The sequence below is a fragment of the Streptomyces sp. H39-C1 genome, from assembly GCF_027158125.1.
GTDB classification, from domain to species: domain Bacteria; phylum Actinomycetota; class Actinomycetes; order Streptomycetales; family Streptomycetaceae; genus Actinacidiphila; species Actinacidiphila fildesensis.
Window position 1 is genome coordinate 39,459 of the sequence record NZ_JAPVLS010000043.1, and the last position, 14,517, is coordinate 53,975.

The window sequence follows — 14,517 nt, forward strand, 5'->3', positions numbered from 1 at the left end:
ACATGATGGGACCGGCACATTCACTTTCCGGAGCGGCGGCATGGCTGGGGGTGGGGGCGGGCGCGGCCGCGCTCGACCACCCCATGCCGTGGCCGACGCTTGTCGTCGGCGCCCTGATCTGCGCCGGCGCCGCTCTCGCTCCGGACCTGGACCACAAGGCGGCGACCATATCGCGCGCTTTCGGGCCCATCTCCAAAGCGCTGTGCGAGATCATCGACAAGCTGTCGTACGCCACCTACAAGGCCACCCGTATGAAGGGCGACCCGCGCCGTACCGGCGGCCACCGCACCCTGACGCACACCTGGCTGTGGGCCGCCCTGATCGGCGGCGCCTGCTCGGCGGCGGCGCTCTTCGGCGGGCGCTGGGCGGTGCTCGGCATCCTCTTCGTCCATATGGTGCTGGCCGTCGAGGGTCTGCTGTGGCGCCAGGCCCGTGCCTCCAGCGATGTGCTGGTCTGGCTTCTCGGGGCGACCGGCGCCTGGGTCCTGGCCGATGTCCTGGACGACCCGGGCAACGGCAAGGACTGGCTCTTCACCGAGCCCGGCCAGCACTATCTGTGGATCGGCATCCCGATCGTGCTGGGCTCGCTCGTGCACTGCATCGGCGACGCCCTGACCGTGTCCGGCTGCCCGATCCTGTGGCCCATCCCGATAGGCCGCAAGCGCTGGTACCCGATGGGGCCGCCGAAGTTCATGCGGTTCCGGGCCGGCAGCTGGGTCGAGATCAAGGTGCTCACCCCGGCGTTCTTCCTGCTCGGTGGAGTCGGGGCACTGGGCGCTCTGGGCTTCCTCGGCTGACGCCCCCGGTTCCGTGCCCGCCGCCGAGCAGGCGGCGGGCACGGAACCCGGGAACGGGAAGCGGCGGGCCGCTCCTAGCCGTGCCAGGAGCGCCACAGGGCCGCGTACGCCCCGTCCGCCTCGACCAGCTGGTCATGGCTGCCCAGCTCGCTGATCCGGCCCTCCTCGACGACCGCGATGACATCCGCGTCGTGCGCGGTGTGCAGCCGGTGCGCGATGGCGATCACGGTGCGGCCCTCCAGCACCCGCGCCAGCGAACGCTCCAGATGCCGGGCGGCCCGCGGGTCCAGCAGCGAGGTCGCCTCGTCCAGCACGAGGGTGTGCGGATCGGCGAGCACCAGCCGGGCCAGGGCCACCTGCTGGGCCTGTGCCGGGGTGAGGGTGGAGCCGCCGGAGCCGACCTCGGTCTCCAGACCGTCGTCCAGCGCCCGCGCCCAGCCGTCGGCGTCCACCGAGACCAGCGCGTCCCACAGCTCGGGATCGTCCGCCCCGGACCGGGCCAGCCGCAGATTGTCCCGCAGCGAGCCGACGAAGACGTGGTGCTCCTGGTTGACCAGCGCCACATGCCGCCGTACCCGCTCGGCCGGCATCCGGGCCAGCTCGGCCCCGCCGAGCGTCACCTCGCCGGTCCGCGGCGCGTAGATTCCGGCGAGCAGCCGCCCGAGGGTGGACTTGCCCGCGCCCGAAGGCCCGACCAGCGCCAGCCGGGTGCCCGGCCGCAGCCGCAGCGACACCCCGTGCAGCACGTCGCTGCCCTCCCGGTAGCCGAAGCGCACCTCGTCGGCGTGCATGTCGCGGCCGTCCGGGATGACGTGCTCGTCCGACTCGTGCTCCTCGACCTCGCGGACCCCGACCAGCCGTGCCAGCGATACCTGGGCGACCTGCAGCTCGTCGTACCAGCGCAGGATCAGGTTGACGGGGTCGACGAGCATCTGGGCGTAGAGCGCCCCGGTGGTCAGTTCGCCGACCGACACCCAGCCGTGCAGCGCGAAGGTCCCGCCGATCATCAGCACCGACGCCAGGATCAGGGTGTGCGTCAGGTTGATCACCGGGAAGAGCACGCTGCGCAGCCACATCGTGTAGCGCTCCCAGCCGACCCAGGTCCTGATCCGCTCGTCGGAGTCCGTGATCCGGCGGGCGCCCAGCCCGTGCGCCTCGATGGTCCGGCCGGCGTCGACCGACTCGGCGAGCGAGGCGGCGACGGCCGCGTACCCGGCGGCCTCGGAGCGGTAGCCGGCGGGTGCGCGCCGGACGTACCAGCGGCAGCCGACCAGCAGCAGCGGCAGGGCGACCAGCACCGACAGCGCCAGTGGGGGAGAAGTGACGGCGAGCGCGCCGAGCAGCAGCGCGGCCCACACCACGGCGATGGCCAGCTGCGGCACGGCCTCGCGCATGGCGTTCGACAGCCGGTCGATGTCGGTGGTGATCCGGGAGAGCAGATCGCCGGTACCGGCCCGCTCCAGGACGCCGGGCGGCAGCCCGACGGACCGGACGAGGAAGTCCTCGCGCAGGTCGGCCAGCATCCGCTCACCGAGGATCGCACCGCGCAGCCGGACCAGCCGGACGAATCCTGCCTGGACGGCGAGTGCGGCGAGGAAGAGCCCGACCGTGAGCTCCAGATGCAGCTCCCGGCGCCCGGCCGACAGGTCCTCGACCAGCTGTCCCAGCAGATAGGGCCCGACCATGGAGGCGACCACGGCGACCGTGTTGACGGCGACCAGCAGGGTGAAGGCGCCGCGGTGGCGGCGGGCCAACTCGGTCACGTAGGTGCGTACGGTGGCCGGCGAACCGACCGGCAGCGTCGTCGTCTGCTGCGGCGCGTCCGGATCGTGCTCCGGTGGCTTCACGCCGATCATGCGGATTCCTCGATCCTGGTGTTCTCCACGGCCCCGGACGGGACCACGGACGGGCCTTCAGCGGTGACAGCGGCCGTGACGCCGCCGTTCACAGCGGCGGTCACACCGGCCGGCTCCTCGGTCTCGCGGGTGACCACGGCGCGGTACTGCTGGTCGGCGCGCAGCAGCTCGTGGTGGGTTCCGGTGGCCGCCACCGCACCGTCGGCGATGAAGACCACCAGGTCGCAGCGGTCGAGCAGCAGTGGGCTCGACGTCAACACCACCGTGGTGCGGTCCGCCCTGATCCCCTTGAGGCCGCGCGCGATACGGGCCTCGGTGTGCGAGTCGACAGCCGACGTCGGCTCGTCCAGAACCAGCGCCTCCGGGTCCGCGACCAGCGATCTGGCCAGGGCCAGCCGCTGGCGCTGGCCGCCCGACAGGGAGCGTCCGCGCTCGGTGATCCGGGTCCGCATCGGATCACCGGAGTCGTCCACCGAGGCCTGGGCGAGCGCCTGCAGCACGTCTCCGCACTGGGCGGCCGTCAGGGCGTCGGTGGCGGAAACGTTGCCGGAGGACGGTACGTCGAGCAGCTCGTGCAGGGTGCCGGAGAGCAGCACCGGGTCCTTGTCCTGCACCAGTACGGCGGCGCGCGCCGCCGCCAGCGGCAGCTCGTCGAGCGCCGTGCCGCCCAGCAGGACCGAGGACTGGCCGGCCACCCGGTCCGGGCTGTGCCCGCCGAGCCGGTCGGCCAGCCGCCCGGCGGCGTCCGGGTCCCCGCACACGACTGCCGTCAGCTGCCCGGCAGGAGCGAGCAGACCGGTCTCCGGGTCGTACAGATCACCGGAAGGAGACACATCAGGCGAAGGAGCTGAAGGAAGTGACGGAGATGTATCCGGCTCCACGCCCCGCACCAGCGCCAGCACCCGCGCCGCGCGCTTCGCCGACGGCCGGGAGAAGGACCACGCCATCGCGATCTCCTCGAAGTGCCGCAGCGGGAACATCAGGAAGGCGACGGTCCCGTACACGGTCACCAGCTCTCCGACCGAGATCCTGCCGTCCAGCGCGAGGACCGCCCCGTACCAGGCCACCCCCACCAGCAGCAGTCCTGGCAGGACCACCTGTACGGCGCTGATCAGCGCCCACATCCGGGCACTGTGCACGGCGGCCGTACGGACCTCCTGCGAGGCCTTGCGGTACCGGTCGAGGAACAGCTCCTCGCCACCGATACCGCGCAGCACCCGAAGACCCGCGACGGTGTCGGAGGCCAGCTCGGTGGCCTTGCCTGCCTTCTCCCGCTGGACGTCGGCGCGCTTGGTCGCCGCCGGCAGCAGCGGCAGCACGGCGAGGGCCAGGACGGGGATGGCGGCGGCCACCATGAGGCCGAGTTCCGGCTGGTAGAAGGCGAGGGCCACCGCGATGCCGATGGTGGCGAGGAAGGCGGAGGTGAAGCGGGCGAACGCCTCCACGAACCAGCCGATCTTCTCGACGTCGCCCGCGCCGACGGTGACGATCTCGCCGGCCGCGACCTGCCGGGTGAGCACCGAGCCCAGTTCGACGGTCTTGCGGCTCAGCAGCTGCTGGACGCGGGCGGCGGCGGTGATCCAGTTGGTCACCGCGGTGCGGTGCAGCATGGTGTCGCCGAGCGCGCTGAGTCCGCCGAGCGCCAGCATCAGCCCACCGGACAGCGCCAGCCGCCGGCCGGAATGGTCGACGACCGCCTGCACGGCCAGGCCGACGGCTGCCGGGAACAGTGCGATGGACGCCATCAGCAGAGTGCCCCACGCGGCGGCTGTGAGCTGCCCGCGCAGCTGGCGTTTCTCCAGCCAGAGCAGGAAACGGAATCCCGATCTGACGTCGGGGACACCGGGGTCCTGGAAGGGGAGTTGGCGAAGCGACATGACGTCCCGAGATGCTCTGGATGGGGGGTGCGAAGACGTGCAAGGTTCGCGTCACCGCACGTACCGGGTCAACCGATTTACGGCCGCCACGCCCGGAATAGTCCGGTATCGGCCAAGGTCGCCGGCGGGGCCGTCCCGCGGGCGAGGCGGTCTGTCGCGCGGCGCCCGACCGGGCCAAGCTGTGCGCTGTACTTCGTGGTCATCGCATGACGAGGAGGCACCACCGCGTGGGAAGACGGATACTCGCGGCGCTCGCCGCGGCAGTGGGGTTCGCGCTTTTCGCGGGCCCGGCGGCCGCGGCCACCACCGCGCCCCCGGCAGAGTTCGGCACCGACTGGCACGACCCCCTGACGGCCGCCCCGCCCATCAGGACCCCCGGCGGCCCGTCCTGCACCACCCAGATCGTGGCGGCGCAGTTCAGGGACTTCACGCCGTACACGAGCACGTACACCCCGCCGCGCGGCTGTGGTGACCGCTGGAGCAAGGTCGTGCTGCGGCTGGACGGCCAGGTCGCCGGGCGGCAGTACGACCGGCTGGGCTATCTGCGGATCGGCGGCGTGGAGGTGCTGGACACCTCGACCCCCGAACCGTCGCCCGAGGGCATCGCCTGGAAGGTCGAGAAGGACGTCACGCGGTACGCGGCCGCGCTGCGCGGCCCGCAGCCGGTCGAGATGCTCATCGGCAACGTCGTCAACGACACGTACACCGGCGTGATCGACGTCAAGGTCTCGCTGACGTTCTACCCGGCACGCGGAGCGGGCGGCGGGGACCCGGCGGGAGCCGCGCCGGACCAGGTGCTGACTCTGGCCGGTTCGCACAGTGAGGGCACGGCGCTCGTCGGCGACCTCACCACGCCGCGCAACAGCGAGCGCATCGTCGCCGAGGTGTACGCCACCGGATCCGGCGGCGGCTGCGAGGAGTTCTGGTACCTGGCGGTGCCCGCCGATGTGCCGTACTCCTGCCAGGCCGGTGGTCCCTACCGGGAGGTGCAGCTGCGGGTGGACGGCCAACTGGCGGGGATGGCCGCGCCGTTCCCGACCGTGTGGACCGGCGGCTGGTCCAATCCCTTCCTCTGGTACGTGATCCCGGGCCCGCGCGCCTTCGACGTCAAACCCGTCGAGTACGACCTGACGCCGTACGCCGGCCTGCTCAACGACGGGAAGGCACACCGCGTCGAGGTCTCGGTGCTGGGCGTGCCCGCGGGCCAGAGCGGCTGGAGCGTGCCGACGAACGTGCTGGTCTGGCAGGACGAGCACCGCGCTCATGTGCCGGGCGCTCTGACCGCGCACCAGGAGAGCACCCCGGACACCTCCACCTCCTACCGGCCCGGTGACGAACGGGCCCTCGACGCGACCGGCAGCCACAGCCTGACGGTCTCCGGCTATGTCGACACGTCGCACGGCCGCGTCGCCACCACCGTCCGCCGCGCGCTGTCCGCCACCTCCACCCACCGGTGGAACGCCGACGAGAGCACCGACGCGCTGACCGCCCGGTGGACCGACGACGCGACGGTGACCACGGCCGGCCACGGCCCGGCCACCAGCACCGCGGTACGCCGCGCGTACACGATGGACGGCCGTACGTCGGTCGGCGCGGCCGACCGGCTGCGTACGGTGATGCTGCTCGGCGACCGCGCCGACACCGTGGTGACACGCGGGGGCCGGACCGTCGGCAGGTCACTGTTGGGCGACGTCTACCAGGGCGACGCGTCCTTCACCCTCAATGTGCCGCGCGAGCAGCGGCACGCCACCGGCACCTCGTCCGAGCACTACCGGATACTCGGCTCGGACGCTCCCGGCGGTTGCTACGACCGCCGGATCGCGACCGCGCAGGGCGCGCTGACGGAGGACCGCACGATCCGTTGAACCGGCGCGTGCAGGCGTTTGGAAGAGGTTTCCGCAAGTAGTTGAAAATGTTTCCACCGGTCTCTTGACGTGCTCACAGCCACGGCGGGAAGCTCCTCGGCGGAACCCCGTGGGACGCGGGGTTCCGCACCCCCACCCGGCGGCTTGGCGCGGGCTGCCTTCGAGGGCACAGCTGTGCCCGCACTCCGGAGGAGCCGCTCATGCGATCCCGCACATCCCGGGTACCCCGAACACCCACGCCATCCACGCCATCCCGGACCTTCCGCTCCTCCCGCCGATCCCGGGCCCTGCACGGCGCGCTCGCCGCACTGCTCGCCGCGACCGGCCTCACCGTCGCCGCCCAGCAGCCGGCGCAGGCGACCCCGCCGGGCAGCAAGGACGTCACCGCCACCCTCTTCGAGTGGCGCTTCGACTCCGTCGCCAAGGCGTGCACCGACACCCTCGGCCCGGCCGGCTACGGCTTCGTGGAGGTCTCCCCGGCCCAGGAGCAGATCCAGGGCGCCCAGTGGTGGACCTCGTACCAGCCGGTCAGCTACAGGATCGCCGGACGGCTCGGTGACAGCACCGCGTTCCAGCACATGGTGGCCACCTGCCACACCGCGGGCGTCAAGGTCATCGCCGACGCGGTGATCAACCACATGGCGGCCGGCCCCGGCACCGGGACCGGCGGCACGAACTACTCGAAGTACAACTACCCCGGCTACTACCAGGACCAGGACTTCCACACCTGCCGCAGCAACATCACCAACTACGCCGACCGGAACAACGTCCAGAACTGCGAGCTCGTCGGGCTCGCGGACCTGGACACCGGCAGCGACTACGTCCGCTCCACGATCGCCGGCTATCTCAACAACCTGATCGCACTGGGCGCCGACGGCTTCCGGATCGACGCGGCCAAGCACATCGCGGCGGGCGACCTCGCCGCCATCAAGTCCAAGCTCAGCAACCCGGGCGTCTACTGGGCGCAGGAGGTCATCTACGGGGCCGGTGAAGCGGTGCAGCCGGGCGAGTACACCGGCACCGGGGACGTGGACGAGTTCCGCGCCGCCACCGACCTCAAGCGGATCTTCACGAGCGAGAAGCTGTCGTCCCTGAGCAACTGGGGGGCCTCCTGGGGCTATCTGCCCAGCGTCAACGCGCGGACCTTCACCGACAACTGGGACACCGAGCGCAACGGCTCGACCCTCAACTACAAGGCGGGCGCCACTTACACCCTCGCCAACGTCTACCTGCTGGCCTGGCCCTACGGCTCGCCGAACGTCTACTCCGGCTACGAGTTCTCGGACAACGACGCGGGGCCGCCCAACGGCGGCACGGTCAACGCCTGCTACGCCGACGGATGGAAGTGCCAGCACGCCTGGCCGCAGATCGCCGGCATGGTCGGCTTCCGCAACGCCGTCTCCGGCACCGCGGTGACCAACTGGTGGTCCAACGGCAACAACGCCATCGCGTTCGGCCGCGGCAGCAAGGGCTTCGTCGCGATCAACCACGAGAGCGGCGCGCTCACCCGGACGTACACCACGTCGCTGCCGGCGGGCAGCTACTGCGACGTCCAGCACTCCGGGACCAGCTACACCGTCGGCTCCGACGGCCGGTTCACGGCCACCATCGGCGCCAACGACGCGGTGGCGCTCTACACGGGGGCGACCTGCGCCAGCGGCGGCACGGGCGGCGGCGGGACCACCGACCCGGCCTCCGGCGCCTCCTTCGCGGTCAACGCCACGACCACGCCGGGCCAGAACATCTACGTCACGGGCAACAACGCCACCCTCGGCAACTGGGACACCGGCAAGGCCCTGCTGCTCTCGTCGGCCGCCTACCCGGTGTGGAAGCTCGACGTCGCGCTGGGCGCGGGCACGTCGTTCGAGTACAAGTACCTACGCAAGGACGCCGCCGGGAACGCGACCTGGGAGACCGGTGCCAACCGGACCGCCACGGTGCCCGCGAGCGGAAAGGTGTCACTCAGCGACAACTGGCGCGGGTGATGGTGGGCAGGCGGTCAGGATCAGGGGAGACTGGCACATTCCAGTTTCGTGATCACAGAGGGGATTCCTGAGTTATGAAGGGCTTTCGTACGTTCCTGCTGCGCGGCAACGTCGTCGAACTCGCGGTCGGCATCGTGGTGGGTGCGGCCTTCACCGCACTGGTCAGCGGCTTCGTCAAGGCGTTCCTGACCCCGGTCGTCGGGCTCATGTCGGGAGCTTCCGGCGACTACTCCCGCAAGGCGTTCACCGTCTCGGGAGTGACGTTCCCGTACGGCGCCTTCATCGACGCGACGATCAGCTTCGTGATCGTCGCCTCGGTGATCTACTTCCTGGTCATCCTGCCGATGAACCGGATGCAGGAGCGGTTCTTCCCGAAGGCCGCCGCGGCGCCGATGGGTGAGTGCCCGGAGTGCCTGACCCCGATACCCCAGGCCGCCCGCCGGTGCAGCGCCTGCACCGCAGTGGTCCAGCAGGTGCCTTCCGAGAACGGCGCCGGCCACCGCATGCCGTCCCAGCGCTAGCGGTCGCCGGCGGTTCGCGGTTCCTCCCGGCGGAGGGAACGCCGCCGGGTGAGTTCCACCACGACGCCCCCTCGGGCGCGCTTCAGCAGCGCGGCCGAGGGGGCGCCGCCGCGTCCAGGGTGGCGAGCAGCGCGGTCAGCGCCTCGCGCTGGGGGGTGTCCAGCGGGGCGAGGAGATCCTCGGCGGCGGCCCGGCGGGCCAGCCGCAGCCGGTGCAGCGTCGCGCCGCCGGCCTCGGTCAGCTCGATACGGATCACCCGGCGGCTGGCGGGGTCGGGGATCCTGCGCACCAGGTCGTGCGTCTCCAGCGCGTCCACCAGCGTGGTCACCGCACGCGGAACGACATCCAGCCGCCGGGCCAGGTCCGCCATCCGCGGCGGGGCCTCGCTGTGCGCGACGGTCCGCAGCAGCCGGGACTGGGCCGGGGTGATGCCGAGCGGCTCCAGGTGCCGGCGCTGGGCCCGGTGGAGGCGCTTGGTCAGATTGAGCAGCTGGTCGGCGAGGCGGCCGGTGGTCTCGGCGGCGGCGGACTCCGCCGCGGACTCAGCGGCGGGTTCGGGCGCGGGGGTGGTGCGGGGATCCATGGCCCAAGGATATCAGGATGTAAGTCATTGTGAACATAGGTAACAATGACTTACACTCCTAAAGTCGGCCCGGCCCGGCGGTCTGTGCGGGCACTGTTCCGACACCGCCGGCCCGAACCGGCACCGACCTCCAGCAACCTCCCGAGGAGCCCTTTGCACCCCGACAAAACACGGTGGACGCCACCGCCCAAGGACCCCGACACACCCACCGACGTACGCCGCATCGTGCGGCTCTTCCGTCCCTACCGCGGCAAGCTCGCCTTCGTGGGCGTGCTGGTCGCCCTCTCCTCCCTCGTCTCGGTCGCCTCGCCCTTCCTGCTGAAGGCGATCCTGGACACCGCGATCCCGCAGGGCCGCACCGGGCTGCTCAGCCTGCTCGCCCTCGGCATGATCGCCACCGCCGTCGTCACCAGCGTCTTCGGCGTGCTGCAGACCCTGATCTCGACCACCGTCGGCCAGCGCGTCATGCACGATCTGCGCACCTCGGTCTACGAGCAGCTGCAGCGCATGTCGCTCGCCTTCTTCACCAGGACCCGCACCGGCGAGGTGCAGTCCCGTATCGCCAACGACATCGGCGGCATGCAGGCGACCGTGACGTCCACCGCGACCTCGCTGGTCTCCAACCTCACCGCCGTCATCGCCTCCGTGGTCGCGATGCTCGCCCTGGACTGGCGGCTGACGATCGTCTCGCTGCTGCTGCTCCCGGTCTTCGTGTGGATCAGCCGCCGGGTCGGCCGTGAGCGCAAGAAGATCACCACCCAGCGGCAGAAGCAGATGGCCTCGATGTCGGCCATCGTCACCGAGTCGCTGTCCGTCAGCGGCATCCTGCTCGGCCGCACCATGGGCCGCTCCGACTCGCTGACCCGCTCCTTCTCCGACGAGTCCGAGCAACTGGTCGACCTCGAAGTGCGCTCCAACATGGCCGGGCGGTGGCGGATGTCCACCATCGGCATCGTCATGGCCGCCATGCCCGCGCTGCTGTACTGGGCCGCCGGCCTGACCATGAGCAACGGCGGGCCCGCCATCTCCATCGGTACCCTCGTCGCCTTCGTCTCGCTCCAGCAGGGACTGTTCCGCCCGACCGTGAGCCTGCTGTCGACCGGTGTCCAGGTGCAGACCTCCCTGGCGCTCTTCCAGCGCATCTTCGAATACCTCGACCTGCCCGTCGACATCACCGAGCGCGCCGACCCGGTCCGCATGGACCGCGCCCGCGGCGACGTGCGCTTCGAGAACGTCGACTTCTCGTACGACCCCTCCGGCGCCCCCCGCACGCTGCACGGCATCGACCTCGCCGTACCGGCCGGCGGCAGCCTGGCCATCGTCGGCTCCACGGGTTCCGGCAAGAGCACGCTCAGCTATCTGGTGCCCCGGCTCTACGACGTGACGGGCGGCCGGGTCACGATCGACGGCGTCGACGTCCGCGACCTCGCCTTCGACACGCTCGCCGAAACGGTCGGCGTCGTCGCCCAGGAGACCTACCTCTTCCACGCCTCGGTCGCCGAGAACCTGCGCTTCGCCAAGCCCGACGCGACCGACGAGGACATCGTCGCCGCCGCGAAGGCCGCCCAGATCCACGACCACATCGCCGGTCTCCCCGACGGCTACGACACCCTCGTCGGCGAACGCGGCTACCGCTTCTCCGGCGGCGAGAAGCAGCGGCTGGCCATCGCGCGCACCATCCTGCGCGACCCGCCGGTCCTCATCCTCGACGAAGCCACCAGCGCGCTCGACACCCGCACGGAACAGGCCGTCCAGGAAGCCATCGACGCACTGTCGGCCGGCCGCACCACCATCACCATCGCCCACCGGCTCTCCACCGTCCGCGACGCCGACGAGATCGTGGTCCTCGACGCGGGCCGGATCGCCGAACGCGGCACCCACGACGAGCTGCTGGCACGCGACGGCCGCTACGCGGCGCTGGTCCGCCGTGACGAGCGGCTCTCCACCGCCGAGTTCGCCAAGTCCGCGTAGACCGTCGGATCAGCCGCTCACCGCGCCGGTTCGCCCACCAGGATCACTTCCAGCGTGCGCGGACCGTGCACGCCCTCCACCCGGTCGAGCTCGATGTCGCTGGTGGCCGAGGGGCCGGAGATCCAGGTCAGCGGGCGGGCGGGGTCGAGGCGTTCCATCGCCTCGGGGATCGAGTCGACGATCTGGCCGGGGGCCAGGACCACACAGATGTGATGGTCGGGCACGAGCGTGATGCGGCGCCTGCCCTGGCCCGCGGAGCCGTCCAGCACGATGGTGCCGGTCTCCGCGACGGCCACGGCGCAACCGGTCACCACGCTGTCCACCGCGTCGAGTTCCCGCGCCGTCAGGGCGAGGGTGTCCGCGACGAGTTCCACCCCGGTGAGGGCGGTGAGCCAGCTGTCGGGCAGGCCGTCGGGAACGACGGCGGAGCGGGCGCCGCGCTCGGCGAGCAGCGTGGCGATCAGCTCCGCCAGCCCGTCGGCCGGGCACCGGTGGACCAGCGCGCGGTAGTCCGCGAGATGGACGGCCAGCAGGTCGGCGGTCTGCTCCGGGGTCCGGGTCCCGTGCACCCGCAGATAGTCGCGGTCCAGCGGGACGCTGCCGGGGAGCTCGTCGCGCGGCACATCGGCCAGCGCGCGGCGGATCCGTCCGAGGACCCGCTCCCGGCTGCTCGCACCGCCCGGCCGGCTCACAGGGTTGGGGTGGCTCATGTGTTCTTTCCTTCTCCCCGGGTGCGCTGCCACCAGTCACGGAACGATTCGGCGGGTACGGCCGGCAGTTCGCGGGTGGCGGACCAGGCCCGCCCCGGGCCCGGCAGCCGGGCCGGGTGCAGCCGCCGGGTGCGGGCGGCCAGCCGCTGGCCGGCGCGGAGTGCGGCCGGATGGTCGAGCGTCCAGCGGGCGGCGCGCATCGCGGCCCGCTCGGCGGCGTGCCCCTTGGCCGGCTTGATGACGGCCCGGGTGCCGCGCAGCGTCACCGCTCCGCCCTCGACCACCCGTTCCCGCAGGTGGACCAGGACTTCGGGGATGTCGATCGCGACCGGGCAGACCTCGTAGCAGGCGCCGCACAGCGTCGACGCGTACGGCAGTGAGGCGTCCAGCGCCGAGGCCGTACCGCGCAGTTGCGGGGTGAGGATGGCGCCGATGGGTCCTGGGTAGGCGGAGCCGTACGCATGGCCGCCGGCCCGCTCGTAGACCGGGCAGACGTTCAGACAGGCGGAGCAGCGGATGCAGCGCAGCGCCTGGCGGCCGACGGTGTCGGCGAGGGTGTCGGTGCGGCCGTTGTCGAGCAGCACCAGGTGGAACGTCTGCGGTCCGTCGCCCTCCGTGGTGCCGGTCCAGGTCGAGGTGTACGGGTTCATCCGCTCGGCGGTCGAGGAGCGGGGCAGCGTCTGGAGGTAGATCTCCAGGTCCCGCCAGGTGGGGATGGTCTTCTCGATGCCGACGACCGAGATGAGGGTCTCGGGCAGGGTCAGGCACATCCGGCCGTTCCCCTCGGACTCCAGGACGACGAGGGTGCCGGTCTCGGCCACCATGAAGTTCGCGCCGGAGATGGCGACCTTGGCCCGCAGGAACTTCTCCCGCAGGTGCAGCCGGGCCGCGTCGGCGAGGTCGGCGGGCTCGTCCGACAGCCCGGCGGGCGCCGCCCGGCCCCAGTCGCCCATCCGCTCGGTGAAGATGTCGCGGATCTCGGACCGGTTCTTGTGGATCGCGGGGACCAGGATGTGCGACGGGAGATCGTCGCCGAGCTGCACGATCAGTTCGGCGAGGTCCGTCTCGTAGGCGTGGATGCCGGCCTCGGCGAGGGCCTCGTTGAGCCCGATCTCCTGGGTGGCCATCGACTTGACCTTGACGACCTCGGTCTCGCCGGTGGCGCGGACGAGGTCGGTCACGATCCGGTTGGCCTCCGCGGCGTCGGCCGCCCAGTGGACCACGCCGCCCGCGGCCGTGACCGCCGTCTCCAACTGCTCCAGATAGTGGTCGAGATGGCGCAGCGTGCGGTCCTTGACGGCGGCGCCGGCGGCCCGCAGCTGCGGCCAGTCGTCCAACTCGGCCACCGCCACGGCGCGTTTGGCGCGGATGGTGTGCGTCGCATGCCGCAGATTGCCGCGCAGCTGGGTGTCCTGGGTCGACTTCGCGGCGGCCTCCGGGAAGGCCGGCATCCCCAGATACGTGCCGCTCATCGGACCTCTTCCATCGGGTAGGGGTGCTCCTCCGTCGCGGCGAGGATCTCGGCGATGTGCACCGGCCGGACCGGCGAGCCCTCCCGGGCCAGCGTGCCGCCGATGTGCATCAGACAGGAGTTGTCGACGGTGCAGACGGCCGCCGCCCCGGTGCCGGCGATGTGCCGGGTCTTGTCCGCGCCCATCGCGCCGGACACCGCCGCGTTCTTGACGGCGAAGGTGCCGCCGAAGCCGCAGCACTCCTCCGCGCCCTCCAGCTCCCGCAGCTGCAGACCTCCGACCTTCTCCAGCAAGGCGAGCGGGCGCCGCCCGAGCCCCAGGACCCGCAGCCCGTGGCAGGTGGGGTGGTAGGTGACCGCGTGCGGGAAGTACGCCCCGACGTCGGTCACCTTCAACACGTCCACCAGGAACTCCGTGAGTTCGTACGTCCTGGGCACCACGGACGCCGCCGCTTCCGCGAGGCTGTCGCCGCGCCCCTCGGCGGCGGCCTTCGCCCCGATCCGCGGGTAGTTCTCGCGCACCATGGCCACACAGGAACCCGACGGGGTCACGATGTAGTCGTAGCCCTCGAACGCGGCCGCGTACCGGTGCACCAGCGGTTCGGTCTCGTGCCGGTAGCCGGTGTTGAACTGGGGCTGCCCGCAGCAGGTCTGCGCCGGGGGAAAGTCGACGTCCACGCCCAGCCGTTCGAGCAGCGCCACGGTGGCCCGCCCGGTGTCCGGGTAGAGCATGTCGTTCACACAGGTCACGAAGAGGGCTACGCGCATGGGCTCATACTGCCGTAGCGCGGGAGCAGTGGGAAGCAGACATCGGATGTTTTCTGGCGTGCCGTGCTCCAGTGGCCTCGTAGCGCCCAGGGGGCAGCCGTATCGAGGGCGCC

11 protein-coding genes are annotated in these 14,517 nt (G+C 71.5%); 5 read left to right on the top strand and 6 right to left on the bottom strand.

Annotation, left to right across the window (positions count from 1 at the left end):
- Window positions 1-2: 2 nt before the first annotated feature.
- Complete coding sequence (locus tag O3W51_RS26420; protein WP_138353097.1) at window positions 3-797, top strand: metal-dependent hydrolase; 795 nt, start codon at window positions 3-5, stop codon at window positions 795-797.
- Window positions 798-871: 74 nt separating this feature from the next.
- Here the strand turns inward: O3W51_RS26420 and O3W51_RS26425 are convergent, their stop codons facing one another.
- Together O3W51_RS26425 and O3W51_RS26430 are read right to left on the bottom strand one after the other, a co-directional pair.
- Window positions 872-2,653: an ABC transporter ATP-binding protein gene (locus tag O3W51_RS26425; protein WP_269287475.1), complete on the bottom strand. Its 1,782-nt coding sequence runs from the start codon at window positions 2,651-2,653 to the stop codon at window positions 872-874.
- Window positions 2,650-4,530 (bottom strand): ABC transporter transmembrane domain-containing protein, encoded by a 1,881-nt coding sequence (locus O3W51_RS26430; RefSeq protein ID WP_138353099.1) that lies wholly within the window; start codon window positions 4,528-4,530, stop codon window positions 2,650-2,652. The genes O3W51_RS26425 and O3W51_RS26430 overlap by 4 nt, the downstream gene beginning before the upstream one ends.
- Before the next feature lie 206 nt (window positions 4,531-4,736).
- On the opposite strand from O3W51_RS26430, the gene O3W51_RS26435 reads away from it, so the two are divergent.
- The 3 genes from O3W51_RS26435 (at window position 4,737) to mscL (ending at window position 8,901) form a co-directional block, all read left to right on the top strand.
- Window positions 4,737-6,395 (top strand): peptide-N4-asparagine amidase, encoded by a 1,659-nt coding sequence (locus O3W51_RS26435; protein ID WP_138353100.1) that lies wholly within the window; start codon window positions 4,737-4,739, stop codon window positions 6,393-6,395.
- A gap of 200 nt (window positions 6,396-6,595) precedes the next feature.
- Window positions 6,596-8,380 carry a carbohydrate-binding module family 20 domain-containing protein gene (locus O3W51_RS26440; protein WP_138353101.1) on the top strand — a complete coding sequence of 595 codons (1,785 nt, stop codon included), beginning with the start codon at window positions 6,596-6,598 and terminating at the stop codon, window positions 8,378-8,380.
- 74 nt (window positions 8,381-8,454) lie between these two features.
- Window positions 8,455-8,901 (top strand): large conductance mechanosensitive channel protein MscL, encoded by a 447-nt coding sequence (gene mscL, locus O3W51_RS26445; RefSeq protein WP_138353102.1) that lies wholly within the window; start codon window positions 8,455-8,457, stop codon window positions 8,899-8,901.
- An 82-nt stretch (window positions 8,902-8,983) separates the two neighbouring features.
- Here mscL and O3W51_RS26450 read toward each other — a convergent pair whose 3' ends face one another.
- Window positions 8,984-9,484 carry a MarR family winged helix-turn-helix transcriptional regulator gene (locus O3W51_RS26450; protein WP_138353103.1) on the bottom strand — a complete coding sequence of 167 codons (501 nt, stop codon included), beginning with the start codon at window positions 9,482-9,484 and terminating at the stop codon, window positions 8,984-8,986.
- Window positions 9,485-9,637: 153 nt separating this feature from the next.
- Between O3W51_RS26450 and O3W51_RS26455 the strand changes: the two genes are divergently transcribed.
- The gene (locus O3W51_RS26455) at window positions 9,638-11,455 is read left to right on the top strand and encodes an ABC transporter ATP-binding protein (RefSeq protein ID WP_138353104.1); all 1,818 of its coding nucleotides are present in this window, start codon (window positions 9,638-9,640) and stop codon (window positions 11,453-11,455) included.
- 17 nt (window positions 11,456-11,472) lie between these two features.
- On the opposite strand, the gene O3W51_RS26460 is transcribed toward O3W51_RS26455, so the two are convergent.
- The 3 genes from O3W51_RS26460 to O3W51_RS26470 are packed head-to-tail and all read right to left on the bottom strand — an operon-like array spanning window position 11,473 to window position 14,404.
- Entirely contained in the window at window positions 11,473-12,165 is a 693-nt protein-coding gene (locus tag O3W51_RS26460; protein ID WP_198357456.1) for a LutC/YkgG family protein, read from the bottom strand.
- A complete protein-coding gene (locus tag O3W51_RS26465; RefSeq protein ID WP_138353106.1) occupies window positions 12,162-13,637 on the bottom strand; it encodes a lactate utilization protein B in 1,476 nt (491 codons plus the stop codon). Before O3W51_RS26465 ends, O3W51_RS26460 begins: the two co-directional genes overlap by 4 nt.
- Window positions 13,634-14,404 carry a (Fe-S)-binding protein gene (locus O3W51_RS26470; RefSeq protein ID WP_138353107.1) on the bottom strand — a complete coding sequence of 257 codons (771 nt, stop codon included), beginning with the start codon at window positions 14,402-14,404 and terminating at the stop codon, window positions 13,634-13,636. Before O3W51_RS26470 ends, O3W51_RS26465 begins: the two co-directional genes overlap by 4 nt.
- Between the last annotated feature and the right edge of the window lie 113 nt (window positions 14,405-14,517).